The sequence below is a fragment of the Paenibacillus sp. FSL R5-0923 genome (assembly GCF_038009145.1).
GTDB lineage: Bacteria > Bacillota > Bacilli > Paenibacillales > Paenibacillaceae > Paenibacillus_AQ.
Genome location: NZ_JBBPAT010000001.1, coordinates 4,647,422 through 4,665,108 on the forward strand (window position 1 = coordinate 4,647,422; position 17,687 = coordinate 4,665,108).

The 17,687-nt window shown below is 40.4% G+C and carries 13 protein-coding genes; 1 reads left to right on the top strand and 12 read right to left on the bottom strand.

Translation table 11 applies throughout. The features are described from left to right. Positions 1–4 precede the first annotated feature (4 nt). The 8 genes from MKX35_RS20695 to MKX35_RS20730 all read right to left on the bottom strand — a co-directional run bounded on the left by MKX35_RS20695 (position 5) and on the right by MKX35_RS20730 (position 10,990). Positions 5–2,590, bottom strand: a complete 2,586-nt coding sequence (locus MKX35_RS20695; RefSeq protein WP_076298934.1) for a hypothetical protein — start codon at positions 2,588–2,590, stop codon at positions 5–7. A gap of 136 nt (positions 2,591–2,726) precedes the next feature. Further along, positions 2,727–4,061, bottom strand: coding sequence for a hypothetical protein (locus tag MKX35_RS20700; RefSeq protein WP_076298933.1), 1,335 nt, complete (start codon positions 4,059–4,061; stop codon positions 2,727–2,729). Further along, entirely contained in the window at positions 4,058–5,146 is a 1,089-nt protein-coding gene (locus MKX35_RS20705; RefSeq protein ID WP_076298932.1) for a DUF58 domain-containing protein, read from the bottom strand. The genes MKX35_RS20700 and MKX35_RS20705 overlap by 4 nt, the downstream gene beginning before the upstream one ends. 3 nt (positions 5,147–5,149) lie before the next feature. Continuing rightward, positions 5,150–6,127: an AAA family ATPase gene (locus MKX35_RS20710; protein ID WP_076298931.1), complete on the bottom strand. Its 978-nt coding sequence runs from the start codon at positions 6,125–6,127 to the stop codon at positions 5,150–5,152. 139 nt (positions 6,128–6,266) lie between these two features. Continuing rightward, a complete protein-coding gene (locus MKX35_RS20715; protein WP_076298930.1) occupies positions 6,267–7,355 on the bottom strand; it encodes a GerAB/ArcD/ProY family transporter in 1,089 nt (362 codons plus the stop codon). Between the two features lie 21 nt (positions 7,356–7,376). Beyond that, positions 7,377–8,531: a Ger(x)C family spore germination protein gene (locus MKX35_RS20720; protein WP_076286364.1), complete on the bottom strand. Its 1,155-nt coding sequence runs from the start codon at positions 8,529–8,531 to the stop codon at positions 7,377–7,379. Beyond that, positions 8,528–9,970, bottom strand: a complete 1,443-nt coding sequence (locus MKX35_RS20725; RefSeq protein ID WP_076286365.1) for a spore germination protein — start codon at positions 9,968–9,970, stop codon at positions 8,528–8,530. Before MKX35_RS20725 ends, MKX35_RS20720 begins: the two co-directional genes overlap by 4 nt. A gap of 159 nt (positions 9,971–10,129) precedes the next feature. Continuing rightward, the gene (locus MKX35_RS20730; protein ID WP_076298929.1) at positions 10,130–10,990 is read right to left on the bottom strand and encodes a DUF421 domain-containing protein; all 861 of its coding nucleotides are present in this window, start codon (positions 10,988–10,990) and stop codon (positions 10,130–10,132) included. Between the two features lie 208 nt (positions 10,991–11,198). Between MKX35_RS20730 and MKX35_RS20735 the strand changes: the two genes are divergently transcribed. After that, on the top strand, positions 11,199–11,405 hold the full coding sequence (locus tag MKX35_RS20735; protein ID WP_036678243.1) for a DUF1657 domain-containing protein: 207 nt from the start codon (positions 11,199–11,201) through the stop codon (positions 11,403–11,405). Positions 11,406–11,490: 85 nt separating this feature from the next. Here MKX35_RS20735 and MKX35_RS20740 read toward each other — a convergent pair whose 3' ends face one another. The 4 genes from MKX35_RS20740 to MKX35_RS20755 form a co-directional block, all read right to left on the bottom strand. After that, a complete protein-coding gene (locus MKX35_RS20740; protein ID WP_076286367.1) occupies positions 11,491–13,239 on the bottom strand; it encodes a sensor histidine kinase in 1,749 nt (582 codons plus the stop codon). Between the two features lie 16 nt (positions 13,240–13,255). Further along, positions 13,256–14,842 (bottom strand): response regulator transcription factor, encoded by a 1,587-nt coding sequence (locus MKX35_RS20745; RefSeq protein ID WP_076298928.1) that lies wholly within the window; start codon positions 14,840–14,842, stop codon positions 13,256–13,258. A 168-nt stretch (positions 14,843–15,010) separates the two neighbouring features. Then, positions 15,011–16,696 carry an extracellular solute-binding protein gene (locus tag MKX35_RS20750; protein WP_143759369.1) on the bottom strand — a complete coding sequence of 562 codons (1,686 nt, stop codon included), beginning with the start codon at positions 16,694–16,696 and terminating at the stop codon, positions 15,011–15,013. A 72-nt stretch (positions 16,697–16,768) separates the two neighbouring features. Next, entirely contained in the window at positions 16,769–17,665 is an 897-nt protein-coding gene (locus MKX35_RS20755; RefSeq protein ID WP_042127373.1) for a carbohydrate ABC transporter permease, read from the bottom strand. Between the last annotated feature and the right edge of the window lie 22 nt (positions 17,666–17,687).

Below are 17,687 nucleotides of genomic sequence, written 5' to 3' on the forward strand. Positions count from 1 at the left end.
ATTCCTACTTCTCAGTTACTGTTCTATCAATCTTTATGCTATATGCCTGGCTGGCCAGCTCGATCCGTTCTCCTTGGAACTCATCATACAGTGTGATTCTGTACGAACCACCCTCCAAATTCTTGTACATATTATTCGTAAAGGTCGCAGTATACGAGTTGTTATTCCCTTCAAGAAGTTCGGTACCGATGTTCAAGCTTCGTTCCTGTGATAAGCCATACGGATCTGTCATTTTGAGTACTAGTTTATGGGTGAAGGTTCCCATATCGTAGGTACTGTCACGAAGCAGGTTGTAATTCATAACGATGTCTATAGTGTTACTTCCTTTCAGTGATCGCCCTTCCGAACTTAGGACAGACATCGTGTATGGATATAGCGCAACCTTCGTCAAGTTATTCTCCGGTGGAGTAGAAACTGGATTTAGACTCAATGAAGCAATGTTAATGAATCCCGTTGGTTCCTGACCAGGTTCAGACAGCTTATTCCCAGTAATTCCTGGACCTAGATACATGCTTACGTCTGATGGAATAACGGATTTAGGCAATTTTGCCCAGTACGTTATTAATTGCTTACCACCAGGTGTAGCTGAAGTATCTGGCTGATTCACTGTAGCTTCGAATAGCTGGCCATCTGCCGTTTTAAAGTAACCCTGAAGGCGAGCCATTTTGCTTTGTCTTTTTTCCTCACTGCTAAGCAGTAGCTCTGTATATACGATATTAGAATTGAGACCTTCATAAATAATTGTTTTGTTCTCTTGGACACTAGCGTTCTTGCCTTTACCGGTGATTGTATAACTTCCCCCACGTTCAATAGTCGCTACAGCATTCATCGTACTGTTCGTGCTAAGCGACAGGAACGAGCTCTTCTCTTCTTTTACCGTTGTAAAGAGGTTCACTTTTAATTTATCGAACTCTTGCGTGTAAGGGATTTTGGCAAATACATAGATTTCCGCATTTTTTCCTGGCGCAATCGTCGAGGTTTCCTTGTCCATAAACAGTTCTGTAGAAGAAGACACATCGTCATTGTCTACTTGCACAGATCCTTTTAATTCTGGAAGTGTTAATGCCACCGATTGCGAATTCTTAATATTTATTCTAGCAACAACGATGTCATCATCTTTCCAAGGAAAGCGCTGTAAAGACAGCAAGTTATAAGTGAAAGAACCATATTCATTGGATGCACTATACTCCACGCCTTTTTGAATCTCAGGTCGTAATGTATAGGAAATTGTGTAGTAAGCAACAGGTACTGTCAGCTTGGCTGTATTGCCCGTACTTACATTATTCCCTTCAGATCCTGTTCCCTCGCCTGTACTGCTCGTATCTGGATTAGCTGGAGCTGAAACAGCCTCTATCATTTGCAATTGCAGCGAACTCTGCTCAACCTCAAGCGGAATTTGTGCGGTAAGTGGAATGATTTTTTCTTCCAAAGGTTTTATGGTTAAGCCGCTCAATCCCTTCGCATTGATCGGAAAGGTTGTCCCTGTTGAAGATTTGACGGCAAGCTCATACGTTGGCAACGTAACGGCCGTCTTCCCTACATTTTTCACTCGAAGCTGGAAGGTCCAAATCCCTTTATTATTCTCAGCGTATACGTTTGCGTTGTTTAACTGAGTTTCTATCGGATTATTATTAATGGTGATTTTCTTGGTCACACCTTTACCTACCACCAAATTAGGGGTTGTAGCTGCCGGTAGCTTGTACGAGGATTTAGCGATCTCAAGCTTCAGTGCTTCATCTTTTTGCGTAAATTGCAGCTTCATATTATCCGTCTTCATATAAGGAGGAATCTCGGCAAGATAATAGATAGTCTTCTTCTCCTGCGGCTGAATCTTGTAACTAATCTGAGAACGATCAAGTGCTAATTCATACGAACTGCCACCTGCAGAGAGTAAATAAGCCGCATAACCCGGATCACTGAGTACCTTACTGCCCTTATTGGTCAGGCTTATACCCACCTTGGCATAAACTTTCCCATTATATTTATAGAGCTCTAAGGACTCACTTTTAGCGATGACAGGAATGTCATTCATTGTGGTGCTAACATTTTTTCCATTTACAGCAGTTGGGGAATAATTAGCTGGTACAGTAAAACTTCCTGCATGCTTTAAATAACCTTTGGTTTTGGAATCCCATACATACATGGGAATCTTAATCCCTTTTAACGAATTGGTCTTGCCTATGTTGACGTAATATGTAACCCGCAAGCTTTCTTTAGCACCAATCTTCTTCTTAGTCGCGTCAGCGCTCAGTGGGTTACCTGGAATAACCGAACCCCCTGGCGTCGTCACTCTCGAAAAATAATACATAAGGTTTGCGTTTTTACTGCTCCCATTCGAATAATTCAGGGTATAGGTTAAAATATTTCCACCAGGTTGTGACCAAATATTGACATCTTCTAATGTAGCTTTGATATTTGCTCCTAAAGAAATGGAACCCAGATTACTAGGGGGTGTTACTGTCGCCGCAGCTACAGCTGGATTGGTACGAACAGCATTAGCTGGTGCCGCTGAAGCGGTATGGCCAGTCAGTTGACTGATGACAAAGGTACTTAATAGTAAAACAACATATGTACTGCTATGCTTTCTCATTTACTTCCCTCCACGAGTATTTTGCTAGAATTATTATAGTGGTAAGTACAAAACCAATTGTATCCATGTTGTAACACTTTTGAAGCGTTTGTAACCTATTTGTTCCTATTTGCATGAATTTGAAGAATATTCTATTCTATAATTTCAATTTATCTTTCAATGCAGCCACATCATTAGCAGTAGGTTTTTCTTCTCCATATCTAACTTTTTCATATAATTCAATCAATGAATTCGACGTATGAACCGTATGTTCTTCGCCCTTATGTTTAACCTTGTTAAGAGCAGTCCATTTTATAATATCGTCTTCTGTTTCCTTCGGCGTAAGATAACTCTTAACTTCATAACCATGATCGTGCTTCAAATGAAGCCAACGCCGATATAACCAACGAACACGCTCCGTTTCACTATTCATCTGCTCCCAGCGGTCTTTTCGATGTCTTGGCGTAAGGCGAGTACTCCAGAAATCCTTTAGACCTTGAAGCGTTTGTTCCCATGTAAATACACTTTTTTCCTCATCAAGATAAGTTGTATTGTCCTTTGGAGTATGTTCCCTGCGCAGCATGGATAGCAAGGCATCCATGGCTCTCTTTAATTTCCCACCAGCATTTCTATACAACCACCGAAGTCCATAATAAGCTGCAACGCCCAATAACACAGCTCCAGCAACATATAAAGCAACATCTAATATAGCAGCTAGTAGACCAGGCTTTTCATCTCCAACAAAAGGTAGTTCCGGACTCACTTGAGGCTGTTCTACTGGCGGAGGTAGCGGCTCACTTGACCCAGAGAATAAATTACTAATCCATCCGAAGAACGAGCGTACCATATTCCATAGCAGTGTCCCTATAGCTTTTCCGACTCCTGCCGCTAACACGGCCGCAACAATTCCTATTCCAATGACATAAATACGGTTATTCCTTTGTAATCCTTTTGGCAAAGCTTTGCCCTCTTGAGAAAGCGAACTATATTGTAAAAAGCTACTATTAGAAATAAATAATGTGAGCAATAGACACAAACTACCGCACCAGGTCAGTAGTGTAACACTTTCCTCCAAATCGGGAATTCTCCCAAAAACAATGGTCGCAACAAAATAGATTACAATACCTATCCAATACTTCTTACTGGACTGATCTCGAGAGTCAGCAGTCATTCCGAGAAAAGAGCATATAAAACCTACGACACCTAAAGGCAGACTCTCGATAGACAGACTTCCTGCTGACAAAGCCCCAACCACCGTCCCAAGGATTAGAGCAGCCAGCAGTTGCTTCCATCTAACACTACACTGTTTTCGTAACAGAATACCTACTAATGATATTAGTGGTATGGCAGTCAGCCACATAGGTTCAACTTGCTTGGGCAGTACATAAACCTGAAACAGAATCCATACAGGTAAAACTAATAATAGTTCCAGGATAGAGTATATCCAGAGTTTGACCGTATTCCATACGTAACCAGATAACGGAAGTTTCATGCGCTCTCTCCTCCCTGTTCCGGAATATCCAGCCATTCTATACCATTGCCCAACACCAATAGGAGGTCAGCAGCCTCTTGTAATTCTGCTCCTCTATGACAGCTAATGATCAGAAAGTCTTTATCACTTATTCCACTCTCGGCCTGCAGAGCTAGCAATCGACTCATAGGAAGCGTTCTGTCTAGCTTCAGCTTAGCTAACAGCTCTAGCAAGTCTTCCAACTCAGCCATAGGCTCTGCTTCAACAGGATCTCTTTCGCCCCCGTTATCCAATCTGCCGTTACAGATAAATCCCGTCTCAATTCCATGGCGCATGGCGTATTCGGCGATAGTGGCAGCATATCTTATCCCTTGCTCGATACGTTCCACATCTGTTACGGCTCTCCACATGGAATCACTGTCCTCTATATTCAAACAAATGACGAGCCTGGAATCCGCAGTGTAGTCTTTCTTATGTACCTGCATAGTCCCTGTGCGCGCTGTAGCCTTCCAGTTTATAAGTCCCATAGAATCTCCTGAGCTATACTCGCGAATACCTGCAGTCAGGAAAGGATCTTCTACGATCCACCTTTTCACTGGAAGTTCACCCAGCCAGCTATGTATTGGTAGCGGAAGATCGTCTAGATTCAGCAAATTAGGATAGACTAATAACTCTAATTGGAGAGGATACGTTTTATTTTTCCGGATCAATCCAAAGGGATCTCCAGTGGTCATGGTGACTGACTCCAAACGGTATATCCCACGCCGTTCGCAAGTTACTTGATGACGCCGTTTAATATGACGGTAAGATTTAAGAAAGAACAAGCTGATATGATTCTGGTAGATTTCACCCGTGCTAATGCCAAGATTATCTTGACTTCCAAATTCCAAGCCTCTTGCAATACTAGATTCCAGTCGAAGCCATGGTAATGGCAGAAGTTTCGCGTTAACGATCTCCTCGATCATCTCAAGTTGATCCCCTTCATAAGCGACCTTAGTTGAAAAATACCGAGTATAACTAAGCGCTTTCAGACCATTCCGTTCATAGATAACGGCAAGAAAGAACAGGAGAGCTACTGTAATGAAAATGAACCAAGGCAAAGCCATAGCTCATTCCACCTTTCCGCCTCTTAAGGACGCAACGAGTTCAGTCGGCACCTCTACCTCACGAAGCACTTGTAACACAATTTCCGCGGCCTGTCCCTCTTTTGAACCTAATCCACGATGAAGAAGCAGACGATGTGCAAGCACCGGAACAGCTACGGCTTTAATATCATCTGGTGTAACGTAAGATCTACCTTGGATTAGAGCATATCCTTGAGATGATCTGAGCAATGCTCCACTTGCACGTGGACTCGCCCCTAGTTTTACTGCCGTAGATTTGCGAGTAGCTTCCGTAATCCGGACGATATACGCTAGCAAATCATCACTAATACTCACGGAAGCGGCCAAACGCTGCGCAGCTTGAATATCTTGAGCGGCAGCCACAGCAAAAGTCTCTTCAAGAGGATTATTCTCACGGAAACGCTGCAAAATATGAATCCCTTCGTCAAATGAAGGATAACCCGTAGTAATTCGCATCAGAAATCTATCTAATTGAGCTTCGGGCAACGGAAAAGTGCCTTGGTTATCAATCGGATTCTGAGTAGCAATAACGAGAAAAGGTGCTTCTAGGCCATGAGTCACGCCATCGATCGTGATTTGCCGTTCCTCCATACATTCCAGCAGACTGGATTGTGTTCTTGGTGTTGCACGGTTAATTTCATCAGCCAACAAAATATTCGCAAATACTGGACCGGGTCTAAACTGAAATTCACCTGACTTTTGATTATAAAAATTAATCCCGCTTAAATCAGAAGGCAGCAAGTCTGGTGTAAATTGAATACGCTTAAATGTACAATCTAAAGACTTTGCAAGGACTTTGGCTAACAAGGTTTTACCTGTACCCGGAACATCCTCCAGTAGAACATGACCATTGGCAAGTAATGCGGTTAATAGCAGGTCTACTCCATCCTCTTTTCCAACGATGACTTTAGCTAGATTGGTTCTAATAGATTTGATGAGTTCAGTAACTTCTTGAAGATTCATGTAAATACACCACCCAATCCGAGGAAATTATTGTAATAAGTCCTTTCATCATAACAGAAAGTGTATCCAATATATAATTCACAAGAAAAGGCCCTGCCTATTAAAAAGGCAGAACCTAAATTTCCCCTCATGGTTACATTTACTTCGCAGTTTTATTCCGATATCGAAAGAAAGCCGTGATGGCATAATAGATCGGGATGCTTTCAACGATTAGCCAAATAACGGCAATAGCATAGCTATTATAGTGTTTATAATAACTGCCTATGTGTCGTGAATACAAAAAAGCTATCGTGATTGAAGCTAATGTTAAGAAAGGAATATACATTTTTCTAGCTTTTGTATTAAACAAGCTGGATACACATCTAGAGGCTATGTAGATAAGGAATGAGCTGTGAATGAACATAGAAGACGACCATAATCCAATTATGAGCGGATCCGAATTGCCTAGTAAATTTTCTTGTTTGGAGCTGCGTACCAATTCAAGGAAAGGATATTGCAGTTCCTGACCCAAATGGGGTCCAAAACTCATCATCGTCAGTGACCAACCAATGAAGACAGTTACCATGAGAAAAATTCCAGTGAACACCAATCTCTTCAACATCTTTGCTTCAAGTTTCAGATCGGGCACCACAAACAAGAGAACAATCCATTCTCCAAACCATGACATGGCTACAATAGAGTCCTTCAGCGCAATTCCGGGATCATGATAATGAATGAAGGCGGGTAGCATATTGAAGTCCGCATTCGGGAGAAATAAATTAAATAAAATGATCATTGTAATAAAAAAAATAATAAAAAGTCCATCCGCCATATACGCCATCGTTGTAAAGCCTAAACTAGCCGTATACATAATCACTAACCCAATTACACACTGAATAAACAGAGGTGGAGTTCCTCTCAGATAATTAGAACCAAAGAATAGCACAAAGTTCTCAATATCAGTGGATGCATAATAAACACACCAGCATAAGAGCAAAAGAAGCATGAACTTGTGTGGCCATTTACCTATGATATCTTTTCCAAAGCTTGCCCATGCTTGATTAGGCCGCAACATACCGACGTGGAAAGTAAACCATAATAATATCAACCCTAATAAAGATCCCACTAATAATGCAATCCAGCCTTGATAGGATGAAGTGGCAATTAGATTCGGAATCAAAAAAATAGTGGTTTGGGAGTTGAAAAAAATAATAAAAAAACGGAAAAGCTGCCATTTCGATGTTCGCATAACTTCTCCCTCTAAATGTTTTTATTTTGCTGTTCCATAATCTACAATATGAAAATCTGTCTTTACCTTAATATCAGCTTCATGGGCATAATAATTCTCCCACCGCTCTCGAATCTGCTTCCATAGCTTTGGATCGTTCCATTCCAGTAACAATCCGAGTTGCAGAACATCGGCACCTGCTTTTTGGGTATTACGAATGGCTTCGGTAAGATTATCAGAAACTTTCTCTTTAAGCTTCGCAATGATAATTTGGCTGAGTTCTTCTTCATCTCTATTCTTAGGATCCCTTAAATAAATAACACTAGCTTTCCCCTTTAAATTCACTGTGAACACAGGTCCTTTAACCGTTTGCTTTAACTTCTTTGATGATGTTGTGCTTACAAATATAACACTTGCGGCACTTTGTCCCTTATCCCAATCGACGGAATAAACTGCCAACTTAAGACTGCCTAACGCCCAAGCTAATGCCCTTCCCTCTTTAAGCTTAAGTATTCCTTTCATCTTATCTTTTTGAAACAGCATTGCCCCTTGAATTCCTGCCCAGTACTCCGGTTTTCCTTCTTTCGATGTTTCTTCCTTTTTACCAAATGAAAGATTGTTGATAGCAAATCCAACTCCTGATGCCTCTGCAAACATGCAATCCTTAATCGTCGTTGAAAATAAATATCTCTCTGATCCAAAGTTCTTTAGTACATCCGAAGGCAATTGCTCGTAAATAGGTGTTAATGTATTCATCTCTTTTGCACTACCGGGGCTAGCCAGAACATAAGCGCCCAGAGGAAGACTTGGCTCTCTTTTAATCCATAGTAGTAGTTCGCTGATTCCTTGTTCAGCATAGGTTTTTCCTAAGACAATTACTTTTAATTGAGAAAGACTAAGTTGACGTGTTAAGTCTTTTTGAATTAACAGCATGGCTTCTGGAATCGTTTCTGCGGTCTTAGAAATTGTAGAATAAGTATTACCGTCTCCTCCACCGCCAATTGAAGGTTGTCCAGCTGCGTTAAGACGATTGGGCAAGGGTGAATTAATCGTAATTTCAACAGTCCCTGGTTCTTTGCCTTTATCGATAAATATTCCGTATACAAATGTTAGTTCATCCAGCTCTACCTTCGTCGACCAGCAACCTGTTATATTTAGGAGCAGGATTACAATAACTCCTATCTTCAGGATTCTCATTTCTCTTTCTGTCTCCTTTTATTCCTATCTGTATAAAGATTGCTGCGCTTCTTCATAAAGTTCGAGGGGAAGCGCGCTAATGTATCCTTCCAGTCCTGTAACACAAGTGGGGCAACGGGTTGCAAATATGGAGCACCTAACGGTCTTAAGTTTGCTAAATGTCCGTAAATCAAAAAAGCTGTAATATATACCCCGAGCAGCCCCATTGTTCCACCCATAACCAGTAACGGGAAACGAAGTAGCCGGAAAGTCAGACCTAGCTCATAATGAGGAATGATGTAGGTGGCAATTCCAGTAATAGAAACAACAATAACCATTGGAGCAGATACAATTCCTGCTTGGACCGCAGCCTGACCAATAACGATACCCCCAATAATTGAAACCGTCTGTCCTACAGGTTTCGGAATTCTAGTCCCGGCTTCTCTAAGTGCTTCAAAGGTAAGCTCCATAATTAAAGCCTCGGTAAGCGCTGAGAAAGGAATGTTCTCTCTCGCAGAAGCAATTGTAATTAACAGGTTTGGTGGAATGATTTGAGGATGAAAGGTTGTAATCGCTACATAAAGTGATGGAAGAATCATGGATATGATTGAGAACAGAAATCTAACAATACGAATCCAGCTTGCTGCATAAAAGCTCTGGTAATAATCCTCAGAGGATTGCAGCATGGTGAAAAAAGATGTCGGAGCGAGCATTGCAGTAGGTGTGCCATCTTGTAAGATTCCGATTCGGCCTTCCATTAAAGAAGCTGCCACCGAATCAGGACGTTCTGTATATTGAAATAACGGAAATGGCGTAAAGTTCCCCTTCCTCAACTCTTCCGATATATAACTAATACCTAGTATCCCGTCAATATCTATTTCATCAAGTTTCTGTTTAATCTCAGCAAGAACTTCTTTTTTGTAAAGCCCTTCAATATATACAACATACACATCAGTTTTTGTATATTTACCAATCGTATAATGAATTGTCTTTAGATCCGGATGTTTAATTTTATGTCGAATCAAAGAGAGATTCGTTTCAATATCTTCAATGAAAGCCTCTTGGGGACCAATCACTACAAGTTCGTTTTGTGATTCCGTCACTGATCTTTTTTGATATTGGGTAATTTCAAAATAATAAACATAAGGAAGATCCTCTATACAAAGTACTACTTTTCCAGCAACGATCATATCTACAATCTTCTGTAAATCAAATGCCTTGAGATATTGGATAGGAAAAACAATTCCTTGATCTAACCGTTCTAAAAAATTCGGCCATTCCAGCTTTGCTTCTGCTTCTGTTTTTAGTGGCAAAGCAATACTTTCATGAAGTGTCTTAGAATCGATGATGGAAGGTATATAGATCAAAAGACAGGTATGCCCATGAACAGAAATGGATTGATACACCGCATCACTGCATCCCTCCAGTTGATCTTTAATGGTTTCTAAAATTCCTGACATAGGCTGTATACCTCCTGGGTTGTGACTTGCGAATCTGGCTTAGTTTGCCAATTGTTTACGAGGTTTATACTTCATACTCCATTTAGCTGTATACGAAAAAAAGAACCGATGCGAAAAACCGGTTCTTTCTTGCTTTTAGGTATGAGGTTTGTTAGCACATCAACTTTGGATTAAAGGCTTTAGCACTTTCAAAGATGCTTGCAATTGCTCTGAGCATTGTTCATACATTTTTTTAGCTTTTTCATTTTCTGTCGACAAACTGAACATTTCCAGATCAGCTTCACATTTTTTGAGCAAAGCATATAATTGTGGTTTGTCTTGTGGCTGTGGAACTTTAAAGTTGTCGGCATACAAATCGACCGTTAGCTCACCGTAAGAATCAACTTGAGCGAGAAATACATTCTCGACGGTTAGCCCCATTTTCTCTAGCGCTCCATCAAGCCAGCTGCGAGTCAGATTTAAGGTATCTAACGGTTTATCTAATACTTTCCCATCCATAATGACGGCTTGTGACTCTTTCTGTGGGGCAACCTTCACACCCAGGTCTTTTGCCGATAGAGGGAGATACTCCTTCTTAAGCAGAATATTAATCGCTCCATCAGACTCCATAATCGCAAATTCCACTTCAGATATATTGAATACATCCTTTTTACGTAGCTCTTCCAATAATTCATCTGTTGTTAAACGTTCCTTTTTCATATGATCTTCGAGTATTTTCCCGTCCTTTATAAGAACGGTAGACTTAAAGTCAATGAAGTCTCTTGCTTTTTTACTCTTCATCTGAAGCCATTCAATTCCTAAAGAACAAGCGACCCATACAATCAGTGCAATGAGTCCTAAATGCCAATACTTATCCGTATCCAAAGAAATATAGGCGGCTAAGCTGCCGACGGTTATCCCCGTAATATACTCGAAGAACGAAAGCTGCGATACTTGTCTCTTCCCCAGTAATTTAGTTAAAAAGAAAAGCACAACCACAGCAAAGAGTGTTCGTACTACAACCTCCAACCACTCCGGCATCACAATTTTCCTCCTTTTTTAAATCAACACTTGTTTAGTAACACTCATTATTTGTCAAAAAAGGTCCATTCAATCCTCAATTAGGCTACTTATTTATGGAAATCGGTTAACGTGTAAAGCTTGTATTTTTTTCCTGCATAACTAAAGTAACGGTTGAGGACAATAGGAAACGTCATGCTAGAAACTTAAAACAGAGGAGAGAAACCTAATGACAGTAGCCTCACAAGTTAAAACATGTTTATCTTCTTTAAAAGGCGCTCAAGCGAGCTTGGAGCAATTTGCACTTGAAACACAAAACGAAAGTGCAAAAACTTTATTCACAAATGCAGCTGAGCAAACACAACAAATCGTTACACAGGTTGAAAATCGGGTAACTGAATTAGAGTCAGAAGAACCTCAATACAAAGGTTTCTAACTTTCACTTGAATAATCAAAGGGGTCATTAAGCTAGCGATAACTAGCTTAATGACCCCTTCTTTATATCATCACTGCAATACCGCTTACTTTCTTTTTTTGGCAGGAATCAGGATCTGAACCGATGTTCCAATTCCCACACGACTAAAAATACTTACGCCATACTCAGGTCCATATTGCAGTTTAATCCGTTGATCCACATTACGGACGCCATAACCTGTATTTGTATGTCCCTTAGAATCAAAAATTTGATCAATACGCTCTTGTCTGATGCCTATACCATCGTCAATGATACGGAAGAGAATATTATCGCCTTCCTTACGTCCTACAATCCGTAAATGAATGTGATCGCCGCACCAAGCATGCTTCAGCACGTTCTCTATAAAGGGTTGTAGAATCAGTTTAATGGTTTCATAAGGCCAGATCTCTGTATCAAAATCAAACATAACCTCCAAGCGATCACCATATTTAATTTTCTGGATTTCTAAATAGGCGTTTGCTTGCTCAATTTCAGTTGGAACCGGAATCATCGTACGGCCTTCATTAAGCGTTAAACGATAAAACTTCGCTAATTCCAGTACCATCTTCTGCAGCTTCTCATTTTGACCAAACTTCGCTAATTGAATAATAGACGACAAAGTATTGTACAGGAAATGTGGGTTGATTTGCGATTGTAGGATTTCAAGCTCCGCTTCCTTCTTCTGGAGCTGAGTCAGATATACCTCTTTAATCAACATATCAATATTTTCACCCATATCATTCAGCGCGGTTGCTATCTGAGAGAATTCATCCTTCCCTCGATATTTTATACGTTTGTGAAGATCGCCTTCCCGATAGGCATTAAGCACATATACGAACTTATTAATCCGAATCGAAAAATAACGGGATATAAATATGCCTACAAAGCTAAAAACCACACAGCATATGAGACACATTAAAATAATAAACAAACGTACCTTCATTGCATCCTTTTCAAGGATTGCAATCGGAACAAGCGCGATTAATTGCCATGCTTGGTTAGCAACCATAATCGTTTCTTTAATCGTCAGGTAATCCTTATTTAGTTCGGCTTCATTAGTATAGTTCTCCGGTAGTTCACCCGATTGATACATCGTTCTTCCAAATTCGTTCTTTATAATTAAATTACTTCCTTTTCCTATCTTCGTATAATTGACACTGTCAAATAGATCTGGAATCCTTACATTAATCCGCAGGAATCCTATCTCTTTAGGCTTAAGAGGCTCGTATGTATCAATTAGTCTACGGAGCAACGAGATACGATTATTCTCTACATCGCTCTCGATCTGCCACCATTTCATAGTTTCAGCGTATTTTTCAGTTGGAAAATCATAATACCAGGACTTACCTTCAATCCGTTTCATGTGGTAGAGATGATAAAAGCTACTATTGTCCAAATAGCCCTCAAGTGAATTCGAATAGATCTCAGGGATCGATTCATTTTTTAAGAATAGCGACATCCCTATCTTCACACCTGTAGATTGAATAGCTACGTCAAGCTTCGGTAGCACCTTCTTAGACATCCGATCGTAATTTTCCCAGCCTTCCTCATAACTCCGAAGATTCCGATAAAAATCAAAATCACTGTATAATTGCGTTGATATTCGAGTAACTTCGTCCATTTTATAATCAATATTGTCACGAATCTGCAATAACGTTCCTTTAATATTCGTATTGATATGTTCGCGTAATGAATCATTATACATGGAATGAGAGACGAACCCTATCAAGGATATAGGGATAATAATAAAAAACATATACGTCAGCATTAACTTATACCCAATCGGCACATACTTATGTCTTCTTCGTATTTTCATAGAACATCATCCCCCATCACTTGTCGCGCTTACGATACTCCATAGGTGTCATACCATAAGCCTCTTTGAACTGTCTGCTGAAATAAGGGAGATACCGATAGCCTACCTTGCTAGCGATTTCATAGATTTTGCAGGTCGGATCTTTTAAAAGCTTGCCTGCTTGATCCATTCGAAGCTGTGTAAGTACTTCACTGAACGTTTTCCCTGTTTCTTCTTTGAATAGATAGCCCAAATAGTTAGGGGAGAAAGAGAACTGCTGCGCAATATCTTTAAGCGTAAAGTTATCGCTCATTCTGTCCTGCATCGTTTGGATGATTTCTCTAATCAATTTATGGTTCACTGAATCTGATTTACTACGCAGGTACTCGGAGATCTCAAACGTTTTGAGTACGAGCCACGAACGAATATCACTGATCGTATCGAATTGGTGTAAAATATCTAAACTATGTATTTCCATACCTAAAATTTCAAATAAATCCTCACTAACATCCTTTAACTGCTGATCCAGCTTCCAAATGATATACATTGCCAGATTATGAATAGTGAATTTGGATCTTAAACTACTTACAGAGCGGAATAACTTGTCGATCTCATCATAAATAAGTACTAACTCATACTCTTTCACCGCTTTAAACAACGTATCCATACGGGTATCTAACATACGAGCATCGATCATCCCTGGTTCACTGCTAACGGTCTCATACATTATAAGATTGCCTTTGCCAATAAACATTTTTCCGTCCACAGCTTCCATAGCTTGTCGATAGGAGATATGAATCTGTTCCATAGAAAATGTTGGTTTGCCTACACCTACAGTCATTGTGACTGGAAACTTCGCACGAATCGAGGCGTAAATATCCTCAGTGAACTTTTCCATTTCCTGCTCGTTAATCAATAATGCAATCCGATAGGACGATACCTTGTAGCAATGTGGCATTCCGTGCTTCTGACCTATTCTATTCACTTCATAAAGGAAGTCCTTGGCCATTTGATGTTTAGATAGATTATCCTGTCCTTGAAGCCAGTTGAAGTAGTCAAGCTCCAAGACAGCTACACGAACAGGCCAATTCAGCTTATCCAGACCGTATGACTTCACAAGCGATAACATTCCGGCCTGGCTACCCTCTTCCCCTTCCCATTCCCCTTCGAATAAGCGTATCAACAAATCATTTTTGGCCATTGGAATCATATGCTGATAGGCTTCTTCAACATCACGGCGTTTACGTTCATCGTCTAAATCCTGCCTTACTTTCTGAAGTGCAGCAATGAGTTCACTATCATCCATTGGCTTAAGGACGTAGCTATACGCCTTTAGTGACAGTGCTTGCTTAACATAGCTAAAATCTTGGTAACCGCTTACAAATATCACGCGTATATCCTTTTTTTTCTCTATGGCAATTCGAGCCAGCTCAAGGCCCGACATATTCGGCATATTCACATCGCTTACGATAATATCAATAACATGCTGATCTAAAATATCGCACGCGGTAAACGCGTTATTTGCTGCCTCCACAACTTCCATACCAAGCTCATTCCAAGGAATAAATTGTCTCATACCTTCTAGATCCAGCATCTCATCGTCTACTAATAATACGTTGTACATCAACAAGTCCCCCTTTGAAATGCATAAATCTGTCCCTGTAAATTCTACCATTACTCTTTCCCAGTATACCATTCATAAATTTGTCTAACAGCCTATAAACAATGAATCATCAGAATACAACGTAAAAACGAAGGCTTGCCTAGTAGCAAACCTTCGTATTACTAATTATTATTTTCCTAAAGCTTTCTTGTTTTCTGTCCATACTTTTGTAACATAATCAAGGAATTTCTCATAACCAACCTTCATGGAATCATCATGTGCTTTGTCAAGAATGGCTAATGCTTCTGCATCGGTCTTCGCATACATTGATTTCGCTCTAGCAGTTAGCCAGATATCTCTAACGCTTTGTCTGATAATACCTTCTTCACTGTCTGGAGCCGGATCCCAGTTTAGGAACTCCGTAAAGTCGCCTTGTGAAGCCCACGTTACTTCCATCTGCCAACGGTTACTAAAGTCGATCTTATCAGCTGGAAGGGTTTGCAACATCATTTTCTTGGTATTATCCAAGAAAACCGTGTTTCCTACCCAAACCAAGTCACCAGCCTTACCGCTGATTTCAGACAATGCTTCTGGCTCATTTAGATATTTATCTTTATTAAATTTAGGAGTAAGTCCATCTGCTTCAAATCCATCCCAGTAAGCGTCTGGTCCTGGAGGGCCCCAGTTCAGAACCATAGAACCTTCTGCACCTGTCATCCAATCAAGCATTGCGAATACAGCTTCTGGATTTTTAGCGTTTTTAGTGATTGTAGCAACGTTCCATCCTAACTGATTGTACGTTCCCGGTGTGATTTTACTTTGATCCAAGCCCGGTTTGTAGATTGGTTTAATAAACATATAACCATCTTCCGGATTTTTCTTCTTCATCTCTTCATCAGCAGTAGCCAGCAACTTCATCGGATCGAATGTCGCAATCACAGCGAACTTGCCATTCATCGCTTTCTCTCTAATTTGGTCTTCTGTTTGGGTATTCGCATCCTGTGTCATAAGCTTCTCACGCATTAATTTAGCACCAAAGACAACGGACTCACGGAACCCTTCATCTTTGTAAATGGAAGCCATTTTGTCGCCATCAGGTACAGCATATATTCTAGTATACGAAAGGTTATTCTCTTTAAAAGAGGAGAACAACTGGTCAATACCGTTACCATCTTTCGCTAAGCCAGTCTCAAACGGAATAACATCTGGGAACTTCGCTTTAACAGCATTTAAGTAAGCATACAAATCATCCGTAGTCTCTAGCTTAGGAGAACCGAGTTCTTTGTAAATTTTCTTATTGATCGCATAACCGGCATTACCGTTTGGCTGTGTTGTATAATAATTCGGCAGCTGATAGATTTTACCATCAGGAGAACGAAGCAATTCCAAATGTCCAGCTGTTAAGTACTTTTTAAAGTTTGGATATTTATCAATGTATTCATCCAAAGGAACTAGCATATCCGCTTGACGAAGACGCTCTACGTCAGCACCTTTCTCAGTCCATACAATATCCGGCAGCTCATTACCAACAATCATCGTTTGCAGCTTCTGAGCATTATTACCACCAGAGCTAATTCCAGTGACATTGATTTTCAAATTATCTAAAATCCATTTAGAAGCAGCATCTTTGCCCCATTTCGGCATTTGATACCAGCCGTAGTTTCCGTAGAATGATACTTCAAGCGGTTCTTTCCCTAACTCATACAAATCAGCCGCTGGAGCTTCAGTTGCTGTGTTAACCGCTGTTCCTCCTTCTTTCACTGGTTCAGCAGTTGCAGCTGGAGCGCTTGAATTGTTGCCACTACAACCCGCCACCACAGTCGACAATAGCAAGGTAGACAACGTTCCGAGAAGCATCTTTCTCTTAGTCTTCAATGTATTTTCCCCTTTCAATTTGTAATCTATGTTCAAAGCAATACGCTCTAAACCCCATCTCATTCTATCATCCTACTCTTTCAATGATCCGACCAAGACACCTTTAACGAAGAATCTTTGTAGGAATGGGTATACACATACAATCGGAATGGTTGCAACCATGATCGTAGCCATCGTTAATGACTTCGACGTTATTTTCTTGGCTGAGTTAATATGAGCAATGGAACTTGCATCTACATTAGACAGCTGTTCTGAAGCAATATTAGAGAACAAAATCTGTCTCAAGATGGTCTGAATCGGCATTAACTCCTCTTTCGTAATGTAAATACTCGCTACGAACCACTCATTCCAGTGATTGACTGCTGTGAACAATGATAATGTTGCGATGACAGGCCCTGACAAGGGAAGTACGATTCGGAGAAAAGTTCCCCAGTATCCGCAGCCATCAATCTTTGCTGACTCCTCTAAACCTTGCGGAAGACCTTGGAAGAAGGTCCGGAATATGATCATATTCCATACGCTGACAAGTGCAGGAATAATAAACACCCAAAATGAGTTGAAGAGGCCTAAACTTCTGATAAGCATGTATGACGGAATGAGTCCCCCACCGAAATACATTGTAATGATACACATAATCATGTAGTATTTGCGACCCATTAGTTCGCGCTTCGACATCCCATAAGCAAATATCGAAGTGGCCAATATCGCTGTTACTGTACCAATTACCGTCCGCAATGTTGCAATGACGAATCCACCCATTAAACGAGAATCTTCAAATACGATCTTATAATTCTCAAGCGTGAACTCACGGACCCAGAAAGTAATTCCGCCTTTGGAAGTATCCATCCCCTCATTAAAAGAAATCACAAGTGAATTCCAAAATGGATAAAACGCGGAGAATGCCAGTAAGGTCAAGAATACATATATGAATCCAATAAACAATCGGTCTCCTATGTTAGTACGTTTCATAATTCAGTCCCCCTATATTGAG